The organism is Sorangium sp. So ce1014, assembly GCF_051521505.1.
Classification (GTDB): Bacteria; Myxococcota_A; Polyangia; order Polyangiales; family Polyangiaceae; genus Sorangium.
In genome coordinates this window covers 8,147,880-8,168,454 of the sequence record NZ_CP150356.1, presented here as the reverse complement: position 1 = coordinate 8,168,454, position 20,575 = coordinate 8,147,880, and the positions used below count along the sequence as shown (strand labels likewise).

Below are 20,575 nucleotides of genomic sequence, written 5' to 3'. Positions count from 1 at the left end.
GTAGGGTCGCCGCCCTTTCGGGGCAAGTGACGACGATGGGCACCAAGATCGAAAATTTCTTGAAGGAACAGAAGATCGACCCCCGCCGCATCATTGCGGTGTCGGTCAAGATCGAGCGGCTGCAGCCGGAGGATCGGGCGATCCGCCTGACCAAGCGGCTGGCGCGCAGCAGCGAAGACGCTGCGAAAAAGAAGGAGGCCGCAAGCACCAAGAAGCCGCGCAGCGGCCGCCCGGTGACCGACCGCACGCTGGGCGCGGCGCTGCAGGGCAAGCCGATCAGCGGCCCTGCGAAGACGCGCCTGCTGCGCGCGGTCAACCGCATCCTGGAGCAGAAGAAGCAGGAGAAGATCGAGCTGTCGGCGCTCTTCGAGCTGCCGAAGAAGGCTGGCGCCGCGGCGGAGGGCGCCGAGGCCGCGGGCTGACCCGGCCGGACGACCCGGGCACCCCCACGGTTTTTTCCGTCGCCCGGCTTGAGCGCACGTCGGCCTGAGGCCGAAGCGGGCTCAAGCCGGGCATTTTTTTGTCCAGGGCCTGAAGCCGGTCGCTACGCGCGATCGCGGCGTCGCGAGCCCAGCTCGAGCAGGTCAGCGGCGACGAGGGCCACGGTCAGCGACACGGCGATGAGGATCATGCGCCGGAAGGTCGCGCCGATGTGCCCGGAGGAACAACTTTTGTGCGTTTCCGGGCGTCATCGCGGCCCGGGGCGGCGCTGCACGGGCTACCGGCGCTTCGCAGCGCCATGAATGGTCCGGCTGCTCGGTGCATCGGAGACCTTCGTGCATACCGTGGCGGTCGAGACGGGGGCGTTCTGGGCGCACCTCCCGCGGTCGTTCTTTCCCCTCTGGGGGGCGCCGAACGGCCGCGCGGACGCCCCGGCCGCGCAGGACGCGCGCGTGGCGCTCGACGCGGCGCTCGCGCGCCATGACCTGTCTCGCCGTCCGGCGCTCGTTGTCTCGCCATCGAGCTCCATGAGCGCCGAAGGGGCGGATAGGCTTCCGCCCGTGATCGAGCCCGACGACGTGGGCGAGTGGATCCGTCGCTTCCAGAGCGGTGACCCCACGGCCTTTGCCGAGATCTTCCGGCGTTATCGCCGCGACGTCGCGCGGCTCGTCTTCAGGATGCTCGGGCCGACCGCCGACGTGGAGGACGTCATCCAGGAGGTGTTCATCCAGGTGCACCGGAGCCTGGGGGACTTCCGGGGGCAGTCGAAGTTCTCGACGTGGCTCCACCGGGTGACGGTCAACGCGGTGCTGATGGCCCGGCGCGCGGCGCGCTCCCGGCCGGTGTTCGCGGGCGAGCCCAGCATCCATCTCGAGGCCGACCGCGGCATGCTCCCGGACGAGGACGCCGCTCGCGCTCGCAGGATCGACGCCTTCCGACGGGTGCTGGAGCGCCTCCCCGAGAAGAAGCGGGTCGTCTACGTCCTCCACGAGCTCGAGGGGATCGCGCCCACCGAGATCGCGGAGATCGTCGGCGCCCCGGTCCTGACCGTCCGGACGCGGCTGTTCTATGCGCGCCGGGAGATCGAGGCGATGATGCGCGCCGAGCCCGCGCTCGCCCAGCTCGCCGTCGAGCTGGCCGAGGGCGGCGCGGACAAGGTGGACGCCACAGGTCCGGAGGCGACGCGCGAACGGGTTTCGATAGGGGCCGCCGCTGTGGGGTATCCCGCGGCGGATCAAGCGGCTGTCGACGCGGAGGACATGTGAGCGGCGCAAAGCAGTACGAGCGGGCACGGGAGCACATGGACCGGCTGCTCCGCGCCGAGGAGCCTCCGGAGCCTCGCTGGGACGCCATCGAGCGCGAGCTGTTCGCGCGGATCGATCGGCCCTCTTCGGAGCGTCGCGTGCGTCGCGCCGCTCCGCCGCAGCGCTCGCCGCTCGGGCGCGCGCTCGCGTTCGCGGCGGCCGCGGCGGCGATCGCGTTCGCGGTCCTCGCGGCCGGGCGCTCCGCCCCGCCCGTCGTGGCGACGTCGACGCCGCCGCGCGCCCGCGATCTCGCGGACGTGCCCAGGGCGGCCGGGGCGGCCGACGACCTGGATTTTCGCGCCCTCCGGCCAGGCGACTCCGTCGAGACGGCGACCCACGCGATCTCCTTCGCCGATGTCGGGTCGGTGCGCTGGACGCTCTTGCCGGACAGCCGCGCCGTGGTGCGCGTCGTGGGCGCGGCGGGGGTCGGCCACGTGATCGCGCTCGAGCGGGGCTCGGTGCGGGCCGACGTCGTCACGCGCGCGCCCGAGGAGGGGCTCGTCGAGGCGTTCGCCGTCGAGGTGGACGGCACCCGCGTCGCGGTGCACGGCACGCTCTTCACCGTGACCCGCCTGGAGGATCGCGTGGAGGTCGACGTGGAGCACGGCACCGTCGCGGTCGGTCCCGCGGCGTACCGCGGCGCGACCACCGCGCACCTGCTCGTCGGTCCGTCGCGCGGCACCTTCTCGCTCGACGGCGGCCGCGAGGCGCGCCTCCTCCAGCGCCCCGCGCCGCAGGACAGCGCCCCCGCCGCGCCCCCGGAGCCGGCGCGTCCGCCTGCGTCGCCCCGGCCGACCGCCGGCGTGCGTCCGCCGAGCGGAGCTGCTGCGGCCCCCGTGGCCGTCGCTCACGTGGAGGAGCCCGCCGCGCCCGCCTTCTCGGCGGTCGCCGAGCCGGCCGCCCCGGTGGTCGACGAGCCGCCTCCGCCGTCGGCGACCGAGCCGTCGCTGGCCGTCGCAGAGCCGGTCCCCGACCCGCAGGCGACCTCTCACCCGCCGGCGCTGACGTCAGCGTCCGTGCAGTCGCTGCTGTCGAGCTGTTTCGCGCGCGAGAGCGCTGGCGGTTCGTCCTGGGTCCGCAGGTCGATCGTCTCGACGCTGCGCATCTCCGTGCACCCGGACGGCAGCGTCGCCGCCCTGCGCTTCGACCCGCCGCTCCGGCCCGCGCTGCAGGCCTGCGCTGCAGGCCTCTACCAGGGTCGCTTCGCGGAAGGCCCGAGGCAGCTCGCCATCCCGTTGACGATCGAGGACTGAGCGCGGCCGTCGCGCGGAGCGCTGCCCGTCGTCCGCGCGGAGGCTCAGAGCGAGCCGAGGAGCTGCGTGAGCGCGTAGGTCTCCCGCGCGCCCATCACCCCGAACTGCACCCCCATCCCCTCGGAGGTGGTCCATCGCACGACCGACGGGATCGCGGCGGCCTGCTTCAGGCCCGCCAGGGACAGCAGCACCTCGATGGTCGCTCCGAAGGGAGCGGGTGAGCTGGTCTTGATGAACATCCCGCCGAGGCTGATGTCGCGGCATGTCGCATCGACGCGCGGGCCGTCGCCGATCCGGAACGCGATCGAGAGCTCGATGGGCTTGCGCGGGTGCTTGCGGTGATCTGGCACGTGCCTCGCTGGCTAGGTGCGCGGCGCTGGAGGTCGCCGCGTGGGGTATTCTGAAGCGCAGAGGAGACGATCAATGTCGCGAGCCGAGAGCGTCGCTGTCAAGCGCCGGGAGCCGCGCTCGGCTCGGTCGAGCCGCAGCCGGGCCGTCGCGTCTTCCGCCGCATCTTCCGCCGCGTCGCCGCGCGCGGAGGGCGCCGCGGAGCGCCGCGGCTGGAAGCGGCACCTCGAAGGCTGGGAGCCGGGGCTCGTGGCCATCTTCATCGCGGGCTCCGCGGCCATCCTCGCGGTGCCGCGATCGGTCGAGCCCGCCGAGCTGCCGCTGCCGCTCGCCGACGCGCAGGCCCTCGCGCGGGCGCGGGACGCGGACATCGCGCGCGCCGGCGAGGCCGAGCAGCTCGGGCTCGACGCCGAGGTGCGCGAGCTCGGCTCCGCCATCCGCGCGTTCGGGGTCGTGGACGCCGACGCGGATCACACCGAGGCCGAGCTCCTCGCCGCGCGCAAGCGCGTGCTCGAGGCCGTGGGCCCCGCGCTCGCCCAGGGGGACGAGGCGGTGCTCCGGCTGCGGGCCTACCAGATGAGCTCGTTCGTCCGCGAGGTGCGCCGCTTCGAGGCGACTGGCGAGGAGTCCGACGAGCTCCGCGAGCTCGGCGGCAATTTCATCGGGCTGCTCCGCCGAAACACATGGCTGAGGCGAGGGGAGGCGGGGCTGCGCGGCGGCGGCGAGGCGCGCCGCATCGCCATGGATGGCGCGGTGCTCGGGGTGCTCTTCAAGAAGCGCTGGGGCGCCATCGTGGGCCTCCAGCGCGCTCCGTTCGGGGTGGCGCTCGACGAGGAGCGCGCGCTGTTCAAGTTCCTGCTGTCGCACCCGCTCGGCGGGGGCGGGAGGAGCGCGCAGGATCTCGCGGCGCCTCCCGCCGCGGAGGCGGCGGAGCGCCCGGAGCAGCAGGCCGGCGAGCCGGGGCCGCGCTCGCCCGCGGCGGCGCTCCGCGCGGCGGCGCTCCGCGCGGCGGAGGCGCAGCGCGCCGAGGAGCACTATCGCCTGAAGAAGATCGACGAGCTCGCCGCGCTCGACCCGGAGTATCCCAGGCACCTCGCCCGCGGCGTCACCCTCTACCGGCTGGGGAAGTTCGTGCAGTCGGCGGAGGCGTTCCGCAGCCACCTGGAGCAGCACCCCGACGGGGCGTACACGCTGCGGGCGCAGAACCACCTGCGCGCGGCGCTGGAGCGCGCGAGCGAGGAGACGTTCTAGCGGACCGAGCGCCGCGCTCGAGGAGCGACTCGAGCAGGCGGCGCCGAGCCGCTACGGGCCCCTGCGCATCCCGCCTGGGCGGTGAGGGCGCCCGCTGATCCCCTTGGCAGGGTTGCCTTGCGCGCCGCGCCCCCGGCGCGTCTCCATCTCGTTCATGATCCCCTGCATGGCCGAGGCCTGCAGGAACCGACGAGCGGCCGGAAAGACCTCCTGCTCCTCGCAGGCCACGTGGCTCTGGTACGCGGCGCGCAGGCTCTCGATGAGCTGGGGGAGCACCTCCACCGCCTCGGGGCCGCCGTCGCGCTCGATCGCGGTGCGCAGCGCGTTGATCGCGCGCTGATGCGCCTTGTGCTCCTGCCGGAGGCGATCGAGGGTCGGCGCGATGGCTTCGAGCACCGCGAGCCGCGGGAACAGCGAGCGCTCCTCGTCCTCCTGGTGCCGGCTCATCGACCGCTCGAAGTAGGCCACCACGCCGGAGAGACCCTCGAGCGCTGCGGCGCGCCCGGGGGCATCGTTGAGCGCCCGCGCGGCGCGCGCGAGGTCGTTCAGGTTCTCTTCCAGGCTCCGGTGAGCGGCGGCGAGCTTCTCGAGAGGATCGTTCCGGTCATCGGGCATCCATCGATGATCGAGCAAGTGCGCAGAGGCGTGGGAGCTTTTTTCTCTCCGCGCGCGGTTTCGCGCGCCCGCGCGCTGGCCATCCGATCACCTCGCCGCTTGCCCAGCGCGGGGGACGACCTCCCACCTTGCCTTCACGGAAGGCCCGCGTTGCGGGGCAGCTCGATCCGCAGCTCGGGCGCCAGCATCTCGCGCGCGAGGTGCACCTCGAGCAGGTCGATCACGGGGCTCTTCGACACCGCCCGGAGCCGCTCGTCCGCGCCCGCGTCGCCGGCCGCCTTCTTGGCCATCGCCGTGTAAAATTGCGTCTCCACGCGCTGCGCCGCGCTCTGGGCGAGCTTGCCGAGATCCGCGTCGCTGAGCCTGCCGTTCGCCCACGCCGCGAGCTTCCCTGTCCAGGACGCGCGATTCGCCGCGCTGTCCAGCGCGCGGCCCGCGGTGCCGTCCGTCGCGACGCCGAGGGCGCGCTCCAGCAGGAGGACCCAGAGCCCGCCGTAGACGAGATCCTCCTCGTCCACGTTCGCCTCGAGGCCGCGCTTCAGCGCCCGCCGCGCGGCGGGGAGATCGCGCTCGACGAGCGCGCGCCCCACGGCGTCGAGCATCGTGGCGCCGAGCTGCGGCGGCTCGGCGGCCACAAGGGCGAACGCCCGCTCGTAGGCGCGGGTCGCGCCCTTCTCGTCGCCATAGCCGTCGAGGATGCGCCCGAGCAGCCGCTCCGTCCGCGCCTTCGTGCCGGGATCCCGCGCGCGCTGCCGGGCGTCGAGCGCGGCGGCGAGCGCCGCGTCGAGCGACTCCTTGGCCCGCTCCTGCGTGCCCGCCTCGCGGTGGAGCTCGAAGGCGAGCAGGTGCGCCTGGATGATCTCGAGCGGCGCGGTGCGCGCATCCGGCGCTCCCAGCGCCCGTCGCACGTCCTCCAGCGCGGCCTGGAGCTCGCCGGACTGCCGCTCGGCCATCGCGAGCAGCGTGAGCCCGTTGACCGTCGGCTCGGCCGCCGTGGCGGCGCGGAGGAGCGGCAGCGCGCCGGCGAGGTGGCCGGCGCGCAGCTCGAGCGACGCCATGAGCGACCGGACGCGCGCGCCCGACGGATCGAGCACGGCGCCGCCGCGCGCCGCCCGGTCGGCGAGCGCGAGCAGCGGCCCCGCGGCGCTGTAGGTGCGCCGGGCGGCCTCGAAATCGTCGGTCGACGCCTCCTCCGAGAGCGCGCCCAGGAGGAGCCCCAGCGCGGCCCCGAGCGCGCCGGGGCTCGGCCGGTCGCCGAGCGCGCCGGCGACCACGAGCGGCGTCGCCTCCGACATGCCGAGGCGGATCATCACCTGGGAGAGCAGCGTGGCGCTGTCGTAGCTCAGCGGATCGCGCCGGTAGGCCTCCAGCGCCGTGCCCCAGATCGCCCCGTTGAGCAGGTCCTGCAGCATCCCGGTCTCGGCGTCGCGCTCCTGCGTGTCGTGGAGGGCGAAGGCGGTCGCGAGCGCCTGCCACGAGACCGCGTCGTCGCTGGACGCGGCGGCCTTGATCCGCTCGTACAGGCCGGGCGGGATCACCCGGCGCGCGCTCGTGCGGTCGATCTGATCGAGCGCGCCCTTCGCGTCGCCGTAGCGGAGGAGCAGCGCGGCCATGCTCGCGCCGCCCGACTCCAGCGCGCGCGCCGCCTCGACCGCCTCCTCGCGCTCCGGCCGCTTCCCCCCTTGCCGGTACTCGATGTTGAACTCGATCGCCCGGTCAATCCACGCCGCGGTGGCGGCGGCGGCGCGCTGGATCGTCTCCGGGCGGCTGTCGATGAGGGCGCGCGAGACGGACGCGCGCTGCTCCATGCCGAGCTGCTCGAGCGGCCCGCCGGTGCGCGTCTCCTTCATCCAGCGATCGAGCGCGGCCAGGTGCTCGTCGACCTCGGCGCGGGCCCGGCTGCCGCGCGGCAGCGCGGCGGCGCGGAGCTCCATGAGCGCCCGCACCCGCCCCTCGTCTCCGCGCGGGCTCATCCGCTCGATGGCGCCGGCGAGGGCGCGCTCGCCCACGGCGTCGATCATCTCGGCGTGGCCCTCGCCGGGACGGACGAGGTAGAGCGCGCCGAGGACGCTGTCGACGGCCCGGTCGGGTTGCCCGGCGTGGAAGCGCGCCGCGGCGTGCGCGAGCTGCCTGCGGACCACGCCGATGAGCAGGCCCGTGCGCTGCGGGCTCTGCTTGCCGTCGCGCACGATCGTGTAGAGGCTGCCGGAGAAATCGGCGTCGCGGACCTCGACGACCGCGACGCGGCCTTCGGCGCCGGGCGGCCCCTTTGCCCCCGGCGTGCCGGAGGCCCCGCAGGCGAGGGGAGAGAGCGCGAGGGCGAGCGCGGCGAGACCCCGGGCGAGACGGCGCCGGGGGAACAAGGTCGGCAGCGACATTGGGGGGCAGTGTACACGGGCGAAGCGTGCGCGCACCCCCCGGGGCGCTCTGTCGCCGGCGCTACCGCGAGGCGTCGCCGAGCTTGCGGCCGAGCAGCTTGGACGCGAGCGTCTCCCCGAGCTCGCTCATCATCAGCTGCTCGACCACCGCCTCGGTCGCGGCGCTCTCCGCCTCGCTCGCATACTGGAACTCGATGCCCATCCCCGCCGGCGCCTCCTCCGTCGCCTCGGCCGGCATCACGATCCACTTCACCCGCCCGCGGAGGCGGAGCGGCTCGGCCAGGTTGCGGATCGAGAGGGCGAAGACGAACTCGGTGCCGATGGCGAGCGGGCGATCGGTCCGGATGAAGGTCCCGCCTTTCGAGATGTTGCGCGTGTAGTCGGCAAAGAACGTGTTGAGTCGCTTGTACTCCACGCTCAGCTCTATCGCGGCCCGGTGGGCTGAGCGGCGGTCCGTCTCCGTCACGGCACCACCCTACCACGGCGCGCGCGGCCCAGAGTAAAGTCGCCGGCCATGGAACTTGGTGGTGCCAGGGCCGCGGTCGCGCGCGGGCGGCGCAGGATCGGCGCGCTCACGGACGGGGCGCTCGTCGCCGGGCGGGCGGTGACGCAGACGGGGCTCCTCGCCGCGCTGCGTTGGCCGGGGCTCAAGGTCCTCGCGCGCGAGCTCGCGAAGGGGAAGGCGAACCCGTCGCTCCTGTTCCGGTTCTACGCCGAGAACAGCCCGCACCGCATCGCGGTGGTCGACCCGCGGCGCCTCGCGCGCGGCGCGGCCGAGGGCGACGTGAAGGCCCCGGCCGAGGATCGGGTCTACTCGTTCTTCGCGCTGAACGAGGCGATCGAGCGGCTCGGCTACGCGCTCGACCGGCGCGGCGTCGGCCCGGGCGCGACCGTGCTGCTCGCGCTCAAGAACCGCCCCGAGTTCGTGATGAGCCAGATCGCGCTCGCCCGCGTCGGCGCGTCCGTCGTGACGGCCTCGTGGCGATCGACCCCCGCCGAGCTCTCGTACCTCGCCGGCCACTCCGGGGCGCGCCTGCTCGTGTTCGACGCCGACATCGCCGACGTGATCCGCGAGGCCGCGCCGCGGCTCGAGGGGATCCCGCGCGAGAGCATGATCGCGGTCGGCGAGCGCGCCCCGGGCTTCGCGCACTTCGACGAGCTCATCGCCGAGCGCGGCGCCGCGCCGGATCGGAGCGAGCGGGCCGCGGTGGTGATGTACACCTCCGGCACCACCGGCAAGCCGAAGGGCGCGGTGCGCGGCTTCGGCGGCGGGGTCGTCGCGTCGGCGCTCGGGGCGATCGGCGCGACCCCGATGCGCGCGGGGGACGTGCACCTCGCCGTGTGCCCCCTCTACCACCTCACGGCGCTCGGCTTCGTGAACCTCTCGCTGGTCCTCGGCGCGACGATCGTGATCCTCCCGGAGTTCCATCCGGAGCTCTTCCTCGAGGCGATCCAGCGTTATCGCGTGACGACCACGGCGGTCGTCCCGACGATGCTCCACCGCGTGCTCGAGCTCGGCGAGGCGCGCATTCGCGCCCACGACACGTCGTCGCTCACCGCGATCTTCACGGGCGGCGCGCCGCTGCCGCCGGCGCTCGCGACGAAGGTGATGGGGGTGTTCGGCGACAGGCTCTTCAACTTCTACGGCGCGACCGAGACGGGCATCGTGACGATCGCGGGCCCCGAGGATCTGCGCGCGTCGCCGGGCACCATCGGGCGCCCGGTCGCCGGCAGCGAGCTCATGCTGGTGGGCGAGGACGGGGAGCCGTGCCGCGACGGCGAGGTGGGCGAGCTCTATGTGAGGAGCCCCCTGCTCGTCTCCGGCTACCACAGAGATCCGGACGCCACGCGCGAGTCGATGCTGGACGGCTACTTCTCGGTCGGCGACCTCGCGCGCCGCGACGCGCGCGGCTGCTACCACATCGAAGGCCGCAAGCGGGACCTGATCATCTCGGGCGGCGTGAACGTGTACCCCGCCGAGGTCGAGTCGGTGCTCCACGATCACCCGGCGGTCGCCGAGGCCGCCGTGGTGGGCGTCCCGGATCGCGCCTGGGGGGAGCGCGTGCGCGCGTTCGTCGCCCTGCGCCCCGGCGCGGCCGCGAGCGAGGACGACATCCAGGCGCACTGCCGCGCAGCGCTCGCGGGCCCGAAGGTCCCGCGCGAGATCGTCTTCGTCGACGCGCTGCCGCGCAACCCGACGGGCAAGGTGATGAAGCGCGACCTCGCCGGACCCGAGCCGAAACCAGCCGAATAGGCGCGCCGGTAGCCGCTGTCCCGGGAAGGCGATCGATGCTATTTCGCACCTCGTGCGGGATCCGTACGAAGTGTTGGGCGTCGAGCGTTCCTCGACGCAGGATGAAATCAAAGGCGCTTTCCGGCGACTGGCCGCGCAGCACCACCCCGACAAGAACCCGGGGGACCAGGGCGCGCATGTCCGCTTCAAGGAGCTGAACGCGGCCTACCAGATCCTCAGCGATCCGCAGAAGCGCGCGGCGTTCGACCGGTTCGGCCCCGCCGCCGTCGGCGCCGCCGCCGGCTCGGGCTTCCAGGGCGTGCCCTTCGACATGCAGGACCTCAACCTCGACGCCATCTTCGGCGACCTGCTCGGCGCCCTCGGCATCAAGGTGGGCGACCGCGGGACGCTGCAGAAAGAGGTGCGGATCAGCTTCGAGGAGGCGGCGTTCGGCTGCACGAAGCAGATCACCTACGATCGCGTCGAGCCGTGCGGCGACTGCGCCGGCTCGGGCTCCGCGCCCGGGGCGTCGACCGAGCGCTGCGCGGCGTGCGCGGGCCGCGGCCGGGTCCGGATGCAGCAGGGGATGTTCCCCATCGCGATCGAGCGTCCCTGCGGCCGGTGCCGCGGCACGGGCCGGATCGTGACCGACCCGTGCAAGACGTGCCGCGGCGCCGGCCTCGCGGCGAAGCAGAAGACCATCGAGGTGACCATCCCCGCGGGCGTGGAGAACGGCGCGACCCGGCTCGTGGAGCGCGGCGGCAACGCCGCCCGCCCCGATCGCGGGCCGGGCGATCTCGAGCTCACCATCCGCGTCGCGCCGCACGAGCTCTTCCGCCGCATCGGCGACGACGTGGTGTGCGCCGTGCCGATCTCGTTCGCGCGCGCGGCGCTCGGCGGCGAGCTGGAGATCCCGACCCTCGACGGGAAGGGCAGGCTGCGGATCCCCCCGGGCACGCAGCCCGGCTCGGTGCTCCGGATCAAGGGCAAGGGCATCCCGCGCCGCGTCGTCGGCGGGCGCGGCGACCAGCTCGTCGAGGTGAGCGTCGAGGTGCCGACGCAGCTCACCGCCTCGCAAAAAGAGCTCATCGCCCAGCTGGCGAAGGACCTCGGCGAGAGCGTGCAGCCGCAGCAGGCCAGCTTCATGGACAAGCTCAAGGGCCTGTTTGGTTGACCTGCCGCGCGCCCGCGGGCGATCCTTTGCGTCCCGCTGAACGCCGAGGCACGAGCGCTGCCTCGAGCGCCTGAGCCGACATGGCGAAGGAGGCATCGGACATGGACAAACCGAAGTTCATCGACGTCCTGAGCGACTCCACGGGGGAGACGGCGGAGAAGGCCGTGCGCGCCGCGCTGCTCCAGTACCCGGACGCGGGGGTGCAGATCCGCCTCCACACCCGGGTGCGCACGCCGGACATCGCGCGGCCGGTGCTCGAGCGCGCGGCCAGGGAGGGCGCGCTCGTCGTGTTCACGGTGGTGAGCCCCGAGCTGCGCGAGTTCGTGCACGCCTCGACGGCCGAGCTGAACATCGAGGCGATCGATCTGATCGGCTCGCTCATCGGCCGGCTCGGCACCTTCCTCGACCGGGAGCCGATCAACCTGCCGAGCGCGATGCTGCCGCTGAGCGAGGAGTACTTCCGGCGCATCGAGGCGGTGGAGTTCGCGGTCAAGAGCGACGACGGCAAGGAGCCGAGGAACTTCAAGCGGGCGGACATCGTCCTCGTCGGCGTCTCGCGCACGTCGAAGACGCCGCTGTCGACGCTGCTGGCGCAGCGCGGCCTCAAGGTCGCGAACCTGCCGCTCGTGCTCGGCGTGGCGCCGCCGCCCGAGCTCGTGGACGCCCCGCAGGACAGGGTCGTCGGCCTGACCATCGGGCTCGACCAGCTCTGCGAGATCCGGCAGGCGCGCCTGCGCCAGCTCGGGATGCCCTCCGAGACGAACTACGCGATGCGCGAGCACGTCCGGCAGGAGCTCGACTACGCGCGCCGGCTCTTCGCCGCGCACCCGGAGTGGCCGGTGGTCGATGTCACCGGGCGCGCCATCGAGGAGACGGCGGTGATCATCCTGGAGCACCTGAAGGAGCGCGACGAGCGCGCGAAGGCGGCGCGCTCGTCGCTGATGTGAGGCCGCGCGGCCGAGCGGGGCGCGCGACGCCGCCGCACGGCGCGAAGGCAGGAAAGCGGCGTGTCCAGATGGGCGTGCGGCGTGTCCAGATGGGCGTGCGGCGTGTCCAGATGGGCATGCGGCGTGTCCAGATGGGCGTGCGCGTGTCCAGATGGGCGTGCGGCGTGTCCAGATGGGCATGCGGCGTGTCCAGATGGGCGTGCCGGTCGCCGCCGCGCCCGCTCAGCGAGCGAGCGCCCGCGTCTCTCCCGGGTCGAGGATCCAGAGCGCGTCGGCCGGGAGCTCGCGCTCCTGCCAGCTCCCGGCGGGGCGCGCCGCCGGTCAGCTCACGATCTTGAGGGCGCGACCGACGAGGACCTCGTTGTGGCTGCCGGTCCTGTACCCGCCGAGATCGAGCGTCACGTACCGGAAGCCGTGCCGCTTGCCGGCGGCCACGATCTCGGCGCGCAACGAGGGCTCGGCGGCGCGCGCCAGCTCGCCCGCGTCGAGCTCGATGCGCGCGAGGTCGTCGTGGTAGCGGACGCGGACCTGACGGAACCCGAGGCCGCGCAGCGCGGCCTCGAAGCCGCCGATCTGCGCGAGCCGCTCGCGGGTGACGCTGGTCCCGTAGGGAATGCGGCTGGAGAGGCAGGCGGCGGCCGGCTTGTCCCAGATGGGCAGGCCGACGCGCGCCGCGCCGGCGCGCACGTCGGCCTTGCTGAAGCCGAGCTCGACGAGGGGGCTCAGCACGCCGGCCTCGCGCGCCGCCTCGAGCCCGGGGCGGTAGTCGCCGAGGTCGTCGGTGTTGGTGCCGTTCAGGATCGCCGCGAGCTCCCACTCGGACCGCTTGTGCACGGCGATCCGGTAGAGCTCGCTCTTGCAGTGGAAGCAGCGGTCGGGGTTGTTCGCCACGTAGCGCGGGTCGTCGATCTCGGACGACGCGACGAGGCGGTGGTCGGCGCCGATCCGCCGGGCGATCGCCGTGGCATCGTCCTTCTCGGCGGGCGCGAGGCTCGGCGAGACCGCGGTCATGCCGACGGCCCTCGGGCCGAGCTCCTGGTGGGCGACCGCGAGGACGAAGGCGCTGTCGACCCCGCCGGAGTAGCAGACGAGGACGGAGCCGAGCTCCCGGAGCCGGGCGCGCAGCCCGGCGAGCTTGAGGTCGATGGGGGAGCCCTCGGGCGTGAGCGACGGCGCGGACATGGGGATCCTCCCTTTACCACAAGCCGTCTGGCGCGCCGGTCGGCCCGGCGCCCGCGCGGGATCCGCGACCGATGCCGCCAGGTTACTTGCGGTTCGAGCGCCGGTTCTGACACGCTGAACGGCGAGATGGACTCGAAGAGGAAGCAGGCAGGCCGCACCGCCCTGCCGTTCGCGGTCGCGGTGGCGCTCGCGGTCGCCGCGCAAGCTGGCCAGGGGTGCGGAGACAACCGGCTGCCGCCGCGGGATCTGCCGCGCGCGGACGATCAGCGGCCGCTCCCGCGCTGGTATCCGGAGCGAGCCTGGTCGGAGCAGGGCGGGGAGAGCCAGGTCTACATCGAGGGCAAGATCGTCTTCGACACGAGCAAGGCGGTGATCCGGCCGGGCAGCGAGAAGACGCTGGAGACGCTGCTCCAGTTCCTCAAGGAGCACCCCGAGGTGACGCGGCTGCGGATCGAGGGGCACACCGACGCGCAGTCGAGCGAGGAGCGCAACCAGGAGCTCAGCGCGCGGCGCGCCCTCGCGGTCGCCGACTGGCTTGTCGACCGCGAGGTCGAGAACCTCCGGCTGATCGCGGTCGGCTTCGGCGAGTCGCGCCCGCTCGGGCCGAACGAGATCGCGGCAGGTCGCAGCGAGAACCGCCGGGTCGAGTTCCACGTGGCCGAGGTGAACGGGCGCCCCTTCCAGGGGCAGGACCCGTACGCGGGCGGCCTCGCGCTGGAGGTGCTGAGCCTCGAGGAGCGCAAGCTGCGCGCAGCGCAGGCGGCGCCCAAGGCGCCCCCGCCCCGCAAGGCGTTCGTGGCGACCGGCGACGAGATCAAGCCGGTGCCGGTCAAGCCGCCGGTCGAGACCGGGGGGCCGGAGGGCGAGCCGCTCAAGCCGAGCGCGCCCGCCAAGGAAGCGCCCGCGAAGGGCGGGGCTCCGCCGGCGGGCGGGGGCTGAGCGCCCTCAGGGCGTGAGCGCCCTCAGGGCGCGAGGTGCCGCGCGCGCGGCGACGGCGTGCGGTACCGCTCCAGGAACGCGAGCGCCGCCTCCAGCGATGCGCCGTACGGGAGCACGTTGCCCTTCGGCGTGGCGTACTCGAGGTAGAGGTTGTCGTCGGTGGACAGGATCGGCCCGCCGTCCTCGGCCGCGTCGGCGATGAGGCGGTCGAGATCGTCGCCGGAGGCCACGAGATCGTCGAGGAGATCCGCGAGCCGCGCGCCGGCGAGCGTCGCGCGGAGCGCCGGGCGCGCGTCGAGCGCGGCGAGGCGCGCCTCCGAGGCGGAGAGCGGCGCGGCGCTCGCGACAAGGATGCCCTGCGCGCCGCCCACGAACAGCGCCACGTGCGGGAAGGCGCTGCGCATCGTCCGGATCACGACGGCGAGCTCGCGCCGCCGGATGTGGTGGAGCTGCACCCACTGCTGCAGGACGCCGCCCTCGGTGAGCCGGGACCGGGCGAGCTCGTAGAACTCGCGGCTGTAGAGGCTCGCGGCCCCCGCGAACCAGACGCTGGTGAGCTCGATCGCGATGAGGTCGTAGCGGCCCTCGGGCGCGACGAGCAGCTCGTTCCTGCCGTCGTTGAGCGAGAGGCGGACGCGCGGGTCGTCGAGGGCGTGGAGGCTCGGGCCCGCGAAGAAGCGGCGAGAGGCCTCGACGATCGCGGGCGAGATCTCGGCGACGTCGATGCGCTCGAAGGGGTAGGCCGCGATGGTGCCGGTCGTCGTGCCCGTACCGAGGCCGATGACGAGCGCGGCGCGCGTGTCGCGGACGAAGAGCGAGGGGAAGTGCGCGAACCGCCGCTGCGCCGTCATCTCGGGGCCGTCGTCGCCCTGGAACTTGCCGTTCGTGTACATGGTCGTGACGCCGGCGCGGCGCGCGACGGTGGTGACGCCGCCGTGCACGTCCTCGCGCACGAAGTCGATGCGCTCGGGGCGCGGCCCCATGGCGAAGTAGACGTTCGCGCCGCTCGTGAGGCGGGCCATGTCCCAGCGGGGCGACAGCGCGACGAGGGCCGCCGCGGCGGCGGCCACCGCGAGGGCGCGGGGGAGCTCCGCGCGGACGCGCGCGGCGGCGAGGACGGCCGTGAGGGCGAAGGCGAGCGCGATCGCGAGGAGGGCGCGCTCCGAGCCGAGCGCGGGCAGGATCAGGTAGCCGGTGATGATGGAGCCGGCGATCGTGCCCAGGGTGTTCGCGGAGGTCAGCTTGCCGACGCGCGCGGCGACGTCGGCGTGCGCGGCGGCGCGCGCGAGCAGGAGGGGGAAGGTGATGCCCATGCACAGCGTGGGCAGCGCGAGGATCGCGAGCGCGGCGAGCGCGCGGCACGCCTCGCGGCCGGCCCACCCGTCGACGTGCTTGCCCGCGAAGGCGAAGAGCCGCGGGAGCTGGTCCCACAGCGGGATCGTGGCGGCGAGCGCGAGGGCGGCGGCGACGAGCCCGCGCCAGAGCGCGCCCTCGCCGTGACGGCGCGCGAGGGCCGGCGAGCGCGCGGCGCCGGCCGCGAGGCAGACGAGGAAGACGGCGAGCATCAGCCCGAAGGCGTAGGCGCTGTTGCCGATGAGCAGCGCGAGCAGGTGCGTCTGGACCACCTCGGCGGCGAAGACAAGGAAGCCCGAGGCGAACGCGAGCGGCAGCAGGAACGGCGGCTCGGCGCGGCCGATGGCGGGCGGGAGAGGGGCGCTCGAGGAGCGAGCCTCGGGAGAGCGAGCCTCGGGGGCGTCGGTCGCGACGGCGGTGGACGGGACGGGCGCCGGGCCGCGGAGCCCGGCGACGATCGCGACGGCGCCGAGGACGAGGTTGGCGATCGCCGCGGACCAGAGCGCCCCGCGGATCCCGAGGTGCGGGAGGACGACGTAGGCGCCGGCGAGCGCGCCGGCCGCGCCGCCCGCCGTGTTGATGGCGTAGAGCGAGGCGAGGCGGCGCGCGGCCTCGTGCTCGGCGGGGAGCGCGCCCCCGTCCGGCGCGGCGCCGGCGCGGAGGATGCGCGAGAGCACCGGGAGCGTGGCGCCCATCGCGACCGTGGGGACGACGACCACGAGGGCGGTCAGCGCGGCGCGCGCCGCGGTGAGCAGCGCGAGCGAGTCCGGCGCGGCGCGGGCGACGGCGACGTAGGCCGAGGTCAGCGCCTCGAACACGAACGGCGAGACGGCGCAGATGACGCCGACGATCGCCTCGAGCACGCCGTAGACGACGAGCGGGCGGCGGGCGGCCGCGGCGTGGCGGCCGCCGAGGTGCGCGCCGAGGGCGAGGCCGCCCATGAAGGCGGCGAGGACCGTGCTCACGGCATAGGCGGTGGCGCCGAAGACGTAGGCGAGCAGCTTGGAGAAGGCGACCTCGTAGAGGAGGCCGGTCGCGCCGGAGACGAAGAACAGGGCGACCACGAGCGGGAAGCGGGTGCGCACGGGCGCGCAAGCTAGTACAGGCGCGCGACAAGGAGGCACCTTAGCGGCGCGATAGGGGCGGGCGGCGGCGCGATAGGGGCGGGCGGCGGCGCGATAGGGGCGGGCGGCGGCGCGATAGGGGCGGGCGGCGGCGCGATAGGGGCGGGCGGCGGCGCGATAGGGCGCTCCACGGAACGAGCGTCCCGCGCCGCGCCGTCACCAGCCGAGCCGCTGCAGCCGCTCCCGAGCCCCCTTCACCCCGAAGATCGTCTCCTCGCCGGGCGGCACCACGGGCGCGAGCAGCACCGCCGCGAGGACCGCCGTCACGACCAGCGGCGCGCGCGCGTCGTCGCCGCCGACCGGCGGCTCGCGCACCTGCCAGGCCCGCCGCGCCCGCGCGAGCAGCGCGTCGAACCCGCGCCCGCCGATCGCCCGCACCCCCGCGGCGGCCGCCGCCCGCAGGAGCGGCGCGCGATCCAGCGGCGCCGTCAGCACGAGCACCCGGCTCGGCGCGCCGCCGGCGCGGGCGATGTCGACCTCCACGGCGTCGACCATCGGCGTGGCCCCCGACGGATACGCCTTCTTCTGCACGACCGCGAGCTCCGCTCCGAAGAAGACGCGCGCCTGATGCGCCCAGCGGTGCTCGTCGATCCGCGCCTCCGGCTCGGGCGACAGCAGCGACCAGCCCCGGCCCGGCGGCAAGAGCTCGATACGTCCTTCCGCCCACCCGTTGCTATCGAATTCCATTCGCGCGCCCGCTGCCACGGTAATCCCGGGATCGGCCTGGTCCGGGTCGCGCGAAGGCGCGACCGGTGCTCTATAGTTCATGTCATCTCGGGTAAAGGTGAGCCCTGCATGCCGAAGTCCGATCCGGCGTCGGAAGAGCAAGGTCGGGCCGCCCTGAGGGCGGCCCTCTTCGTGCATCGCCGCGCGCCCCTCTCGCGCCTGCTCGCCCGCCGCGGCCTCGGCCCCTACCGCGGCTACGGCGAGCTCCTCGAGGCGATCGAGCGGCTCGCCGACCGGGGAGCGCAGCTCTCCTTGATCGGGCGCTCGGTCCGCGGCGAGCCGCTGCTCGCCGTTCACCTCGGCGCAGCCCGCCCGGCCGCCGACGGGGATCGGCCGGGTAGGGGGCGCCCGGCGCTGCTCTCCCAGGGCGGGCGGAGCTCCGCGAACGGCGCCCCGCCCCGCGGCGCCCACGGGGGCAGCGGCGCGCCGGGCGGCGCGGACGAGCCGTCGGCGAGCGACGCCGCCGCCGCGGAGCCTCCCGTGCGCGCCGGTCCGCTCGACCCGCGCGGCTCCGCGGGCGCCGGGCCGCGCGGCCGCGGGCGGACCACGGTGATCCTGTCCGGGATCCACCCCCTCGAATGGGTCGGCATCGAGGCGCACCTCGCGCTGCTCGACCGGCTCGCGACCGAGGACCTCGGCGGCCGGTCGATCTTCGCCGTCCCGATCGTGAACCCCGACGGGCTCCTCCGCGTCGAGATGAACCTCCGCTCCGGCCGCCACCGCTACGTGCGCGGCAACGCCCGCGGCGTCGACCTCAACCGGAACTTCGACGCCGGGTGGTACGAGCGTGGCCTCGTGCAGCGCCTCATCGGGCTCGTCGTCTCGCCCGGCAGCCGCCCCGCCAGCGAGCCCGAGGTCGAGGCGATCGCGCATGCGCTGTCCTCGCGCCGGATCGACCGCGCCCTGTCGCTGCACAGCGCCGGCGGCGCCGTGCTGTACCCGCCGGCGCACAGCCTCTGGCCCGTGGCCGACGCCGCCGAGCACCGCGCCTTCGCCCTGCGCGTCGCGCGCGCCGCGGACCGCAGGCCGTACCGCGCCATGTCCTACGTCCGCTTCGCCTGGGGCATCCGCAAGGCGGGCCTGGAGATCGACTGGCTCCACGATCGCCACGGGGCGCTGTCGCTCCTCGTGGAGTGCTCGCGCGGCAAGCTCGGCCTGCGCCCCTCGCGGCTCGTCGAGCCGTTCGCCTGGTACAACCCCCGGAAGCTCGACGACGCCACGCCGCCGCTCGTCGAGGCCGTCCTGCCCTTCGTGAAGGGCGCGCGCCCCTGAGCGCGCCGCCCCGGGGTCGGTCCGAGCGCCCCGCTCAGGACTCGACCGGCTCGCCGACCGGGATCTTCTGCAGGCCGAGGACGACGCCGAGGGCGGCGAAGCTCGCGGCCATCAGGCCGTACGCCGCGAGCGCCCGGTGCTCGATCAGCCAGCCGGCGCTGATGGGGCCGACGATCTGCGAGATGCTCGCCAGCGACTGGCTCACGCCGAGCGCGGCCCCCTGCTCGTCGCGGCCGACGCTCTTCGTGAGCAGCGTGGTGACGGCCGGCCGCACCACCGCCGAGCCGAACGCCCCGATCGCCACGAGCACCAGCAGCGTGGGCAGCGCGGACGCCACGCCGAGCAGCCCGTAGCCGACCGCCATCGCGCCGAAGCCGATCAGCGCGAGCCGCTCCTCGCCGTACCGCTTCGCCAGCCGGCCGATCGCGCCGCCCTGGATGCTCCCGCCGATGAGGCCGGAGAACGCGTAGAGGTAGCCCGTCTCCTTGATGCCGAACGCGAAGCGCCGCTCGAGGAAGAGCGCGAGGCCGCCGATGAGCGTCGAGAACGAGAGGGTGAAGGCGAAGAACTCGAGCAGCCGGCGGCGCGGGAGCGGCCGATCGAAGAGCCGGCGGAAGGCGTCCCCGCGGCCGGTCGTCGCCGCGCGAGCAGGCGCGGCCGCGGCCGCCTCGGGCGAGGCCGCCGGCACGATCGGCTTCGCCGGCAGCAGCGTGGCCGTCAGGACGATCGACAGCAGCGACAGCACCGCCGCGCCGTAGGCCGGGGCGCCGTAGCCGAACCGGCTCGCGAGCTCCCCCGTGACGGCCGGGCCGAGCAGGAACCCCGAGCCGAAGGCGATGCCGATCAGGCCGAACGCCCTAGTGCGCTCCTCCGGCCGGGTCACGTCGCTGATGTACGCCTGCGCGATCGTCAGGTTCCCGGCCGTGAGGCCGTCGATGATCCTCCCCACGAAGAGCATCGACAGCGAGCCCGCCGAGCCGAGCACCAGGAACCCGAGGAACGTGCCGGTCTGGCTCGCGAGCAGCGTCGGCTTGCGGCCCACCCGGTCGGAGATCCGCCCGAGGATCGGCCCGGAGATCAGCTGGCAGACCGCGTAGCTCGCCGCGAGCACGCCGACCATGAGCTCGCTGGCGCCGAAGTGCTCGGCGTAGAACGGGAGCAGCGGCAGGACGAGCGTGAGGCCGAGGACGTCGACGAAGACGGTAAGGAAGATCGGCAGGAGCGGCGAGCGGAGCATGGTGGCTTTCGGTGGCGATGACGGCGGTGAGGACCGCGGAGATCCGCGCCGGAGGTGGCCGGATCGGCAGACGGGCGCCCGGACGGCGGTGTCCTCATGACCCATCTGCGGCGCGGTGGGTACCCTCCAGCGCGCCTCGGCGGCCCCGCCCGGCCGGCGCGCCGGCCCGGGGCGCCGCTGCGCCGGGGGTCAGCGCCCGGCCTGTCTGGCCCCGCGCGCGTCCGGACGCGGGCCGGGATCCCGCAGCGCGAGCGTCATCTGGATGTCGTTCAGGATGGCGCCGTCGACCCGGAACGCGTCCTCGCGGGTGCCGATCGGGACGAAGCCCATCCGCGCGTAGAGCCGCAGGGCGCGCTCGTTGTTGGAGAAGACCCCGAGATCGAGGTACGAGAGGCCCGCCTTGTCGCGCGCCCAGGCGATCGCCGTCTCGAGCAGGCGCCGGCCGTGGCCCTGCCCGGTGTAGGGGCCGAGGATGCCCATCGCGAGGACGGCGCGGTGGCTCTCGGACCAGACGCGGCCGCCGCGCAGCTCGATGTGCCCGATGACGCGCGCCCGCGGCTCGGTCGATCGGAGCAGCCAGGCCCGCCCCCAGAGCGGCTCGTCGAGCGCCTTGCTCCAGCGGTCGCGCGCGCTCTTCTCGACCTCGTCGGGGGCGAGCGACGTCACGACGGCGAAATGGGGCACGCCGCGGCGGCCGGACTCGGCCATGTGCTCGACGAGGTAGGTCATGAAGGCCCGCGCGTCCGAGTGCTGCGCCGGGGTGATGGCGGGGAGGGCGGGAGAAACGTCCATGCCGTG

The 20,575-nt window shown here is 74.4% G+C and carries 18 protein-coding genes; 9 read left to right on the top strand and 9 right to left on the bottom strand.

Features of this window, described 5'->3' with window-relative positions; translation table 11 throughout:
- Positions 1-35 precede the first annotated feature (35 nt).
- From WME75_RS30820 to WME75_RS30810, 3 genes are all read left to right on the top strand, one after another.
- Complete coding sequence (locus WME75_RS30820; RefSeq protein WP_437478646.1) at positions 36-422, top strand: hypothetical protein; 387 nt, start codon at positions 36-38, stop codon at positions 420-422.
- A 354-nt stretch (positions 423-776) separates the two neighbouring features.
- A complete protein-coding gene (locus WME75_RS30815; RefSeq protein ID WP_437478643.1) occupies positions 777-1,706 on the top strand; it encodes an RNA polymerase sigma factor in 930 nt (309 codons plus the stop codon).
- Positions 1,703-2,998: a FecR domain-containing protein gene (locus tag WME75_RS30810; RefSeq protein ID WP_437478641.1), complete on the top strand. Its 1,296-nt coding sequence runs from the start codon at positions 1,703-1,705 to the stop codon at positions 2,996-2,998. The genes WME75_RS30815 and WME75_RS30810 overlap by 4 nt, the downstream gene beginning before the upstream one ends.
- 44 nt (positions 2,999-3,042) lie before the next feature.
- On the opposite strand, the gene WME75_RS30805 is transcribed toward WME75_RS30810, so the two are convergent.
- A complete protein-coding gene (locus WME75_RS30805) occupies positions 3,043-3,348 on the bottom strand; it encodes a PilZ domain-containing protein (RefSeq protein WP_437478638.1) in 306 nt (101 codons plus the stop codon).
- Between the two features lie 73 nt (positions 3,349-3,421).
- Between WME75_RS30805 and WME75_RS30800 the strand changes: the two genes are divergently transcribed.
- Positions 3,422-4,597, top strand: a complete 1,176-nt coding sequence (locus tag WME75_RS30800; protein ID WP_437478635.1) for a hypothetical protein — start codon at positions 3,422-3,424, stop codon at positions 4,595-4,597.
- 51 nt (positions 4,598-4,648) lie between these two features.
- Here the strand turns inward: WME75_RS30800 and WME75_RS30795 are convergent, their stop codons facing one another.
- The 3 genes from WME75_RS30795 to WME75_RS30785 all read right to left on the bottom strand — a co-directional run bounded on the left by WME75_RS30795 (position 4,649) and on the right by WME75_RS30785 (position 8,056).
- Complete coding sequence (locus tag WME75_RS30795) at positions 4,649-5,212, bottom strand: hemerythrin domain-containing protein (RefSeq protein WP_437478632.1); 564 nt, start codon at positions 5,210-5,212, stop codon at positions 4,649-4,651.
- A 134-nt stretch (positions 5,213-5,346) separates the two neighbouring features.
- The gene (locus WME75_RS30790; protein ID WP_437478630.1) at positions 5,347-7,590 is read right to left on the bottom strand and encodes a hypothetical protein; all 2,244 of its coding nucleotides are present in this window, start codon (positions 7,588-7,590) and stop codon (positions 5,347-5,349) included.
- Between the two features lie 61 nt (positions 7,591-7,651).
- Positions 7,652-8,056: a PilZ domain-containing protein gene (locus WME75_RS30785; protein ID WP_437478627.1), complete on the bottom strand. Its 405-nt coding sequence runs from the start codon at positions 8,054-8,056 to the stop codon at positions 7,652-7,654.
- A 48-nt stretch (positions 8,057-8,104) separates the two neighbouring features.
- On the opposite strand from WME75_RS30785, the gene WME75_RS30780 reads away from it, so the two are divergent.
- From WME75_RS30780 to WME75_RS30770, 3 genes are all read left to right on the top strand, one after another.
- Positions 8,105-9,844, top strand: coding sequence for a class I adenylate-forming enzyme family protein (locus tag WME75_RS30780; protein ID WP_437478624.1), 1,740 nt, complete (start codon positions 8,105-8,107; stop codon positions 9,842-9,844).
- Between the two features lie 52 nt (positions 9,845-9,896).
- Entirely contained in the window at positions 9,897-10,997 is a 1,101-nt protein-coding gene (gene dnaJ, locus WME75_RS30775; protein ID WP_437478621.1) for a molecular chaperone DnaJ, read from the top strand.
- Between the two features lie 101 nt (positions 10,998-11,098).
- Positions 11,099-11,944, top strand: a complete 846-nt coding sequence (locus WME75_RS30770; RefSeq protein ID WP_437478618.1) for a pyruvate, water dikinase regulatory protein — start codon at positions 11,099-11,101, stop codon at positions 11,942-11,944.
- Positions 11,945-12,265: 321 nt separating this feature from the next.
- Here WME75_RS30770 and larE read toward each other — a convergent pair whose 3' ends face one another.
- Entirely contained in the window at positions 12,266-13,126 is an 861-nt protein-coding gene (larE, locus tag WME75_RS30765; protein WP_437478615.1) for an ATP-dependent sacrificial sulfur transferase LarE, read from the bottom strand.
- 126 nt (positions 13,127-13,252) lie between these two features.
- Between larE and WME75_RS30760 the strand changes: the two genes are divergently transcribed.
- The gene (locus WME75_RS30760; protein ID WP_437478612.1) at positions 13,253-14,065 is read left to right on the top strand and encodes an OmpA family protein; all 813 of its coding nucleotides are present in this window, start codon (positions 13,253-13,255) and stop codon (positions 14,063-14,065) included.
- Positions 14,066-14,088: 23 nt separating this feature from the next.
- Here WME75_RS30760 and WME75_RS30755 read toward each other — a convergent pair whose 3' ends face one another.
- A complete protein-coding gene (locus tag WME75_RS30755) occupies positions 14,089-16,503 on the bottom strand; it encodes a fused MFS/spermidine synthase (RefSeq protein WP_437478609.1) in 2,415 nt (804 codons plus the stop codon).
- Between the two features lie 195 nt (positions 16,504-16,698).
- A complete protein-coding gene (locus WME75_RS30750) occupies positions 16,699-17,229 on the bottom strand; it encodes a hypothetical protein (RefSeq protein ID WP_437478606.1) in 531 nt (176 codons plus the stop codon).
- A 108-nt stretch (positions 17,230-17,337) separates the two neighbouring features.
- On the opposite strand from WME75_RS30750, the gene WME75_RS30745 reads away from it, so the two are divergent.
- Positions 17,338-18,540 carry a M14 family zinc carboxypeptidase gene (locus tag WME75_RS30745; RefSeq protein ID WP_437478604.1) on the top strand — a complete coding sequence of 401 codons (1,203 nt, stop codon included), beginning with the start codon at positions 17,338-17,340 and terminating at the stop codon, positions 18,538-18,540.
- A gap of 34 nt (positions 18,541-18,574) precedes the next feature.
- On the opposite strand, the gene WME75_RS30740 is transcribed toward WME75_RS30745, so the two are convergent.
- Together WME75_RS30740 and WME75_RS30735 are read right to left on the bottom strand one after the other, a co-directional pair.
- Positions 18,575-19,777, bottom strand: a complete 1,203-nt coding sequence (locus tag WME75_RS30740; protein WP_437478601.1) for an MFS transporter — start codon at positions 19,775-19,777, stop codon at positions 18,575-18,577.
- Positions 19,778-19,966: 189 nt separating this feature from the next.
- The gene (locus tag WME75_RS30735) at positions 19,967-20,569 is read right to left on the bottom strand and encodes an N-acetyltransferase family protein (RefSeq protein WP_437478598.1); all 603 of its coding nucleotides are present in this window, start codon (positions 20,567-20,569) and stop codon (positions 19,967-19,969) included.
- Between the last annotated feature and the right edge of the window lie 6 nt (positions 20,570-20,575).

What these genes read in the sequence shown, in the direction of transcription:
- WME75_RS30795 (WP_437478632.1), bottom strand. Translation starts at nt 5,212, where the DNA reads ATGCCCGATGACCGGAACGATCCTCTCGAGAAGCTCGCCGCCGCTCAC.
- WME75_RS30790 (WP_437478630.1), bottom strand. Translation starts at nt 7,590, where the DNA reads ATGTCGCTGCCGACCTTGTTCCCCCGGCGCCGTCTCGCCCGGGGTCTC.
- WME75_RS30820 (WP_437478646.1), top strand. Translation starts at nt 36, where the DNA reads ATGGGCACCAAGATCGAAAATTTCTTGAAGGAACAGAAGATCGACCCC.
- WME75_RS30780 (WP_437478624.1), top strand. Translation starts at nt 8,105, where the DNA reads ATGGAACTTGGTGGTGCCAGGGCCGCGGTCGCGCGCGGGCGGCGCAGG.
- larE (WP_437478615.1), bottom strand. Translation starts at nt 13,126, where the DNA reads ATGTCCGCGCCGTCGCTCACGCCCGAGGGCTCCCCCATCGACCTCAAG.
- WME75_RS30800 (WP_437478635.1), top strand. Translation starts at nt 3,422, where the DNA reads ATGTCGCGAGCCGAGAGCGTCGCTGTCAAGCGCCGGGAGCCGCGCTCG.
- WME75_RS30770 (WP_437478618.1), top strand. Translation starts at nt 11,099, where the DNA reads ATGGACAAACCGAAGTTCATCGACGTCCTGAGCGACTCCACGGGGGAG.
- WME75_RS30760 (WP_437478612.1), top strand. Translation starts at nt 13,253, where the DNA reads ATGGACTCGAAGAGGAAGCAGGCAGGCCGCACCGCCCTGCCGTTCGCG.
- WME75_RS30750 (WP_437478606.1), bottom strand. Translation starts at nt 17,229, where the DNA reads ATGGAATTCGATAGCAACGGGTGGGCGGAAGGACGTATCGAGCTCTTG.
- WME75_RS30735 (WP_437478598.1), bottom strand. Translation starts at nt 20,569, where the DNA reads ATGGACGTTTCTCCCGCCCTCCCCGCCATCACCCCGGCGCAGCACTCG.
- WME75_RS30745 (WP_437478604.1), top strand. Translation starts at nt 17,338, where the DNA reads ATGCCGAAGTCCGATCCGGCGTCGGAAGAGCAAGGTCGGGCCGCCCTG.
- WME75_RS30740 (WP_437478601.1), bottom strand. Translation starts at nt 19,777, where the DNA reads ATGCTCCGCTCGCCGCTCCTGCCGATCTTCCTTACCGTCTTCGTCGAC.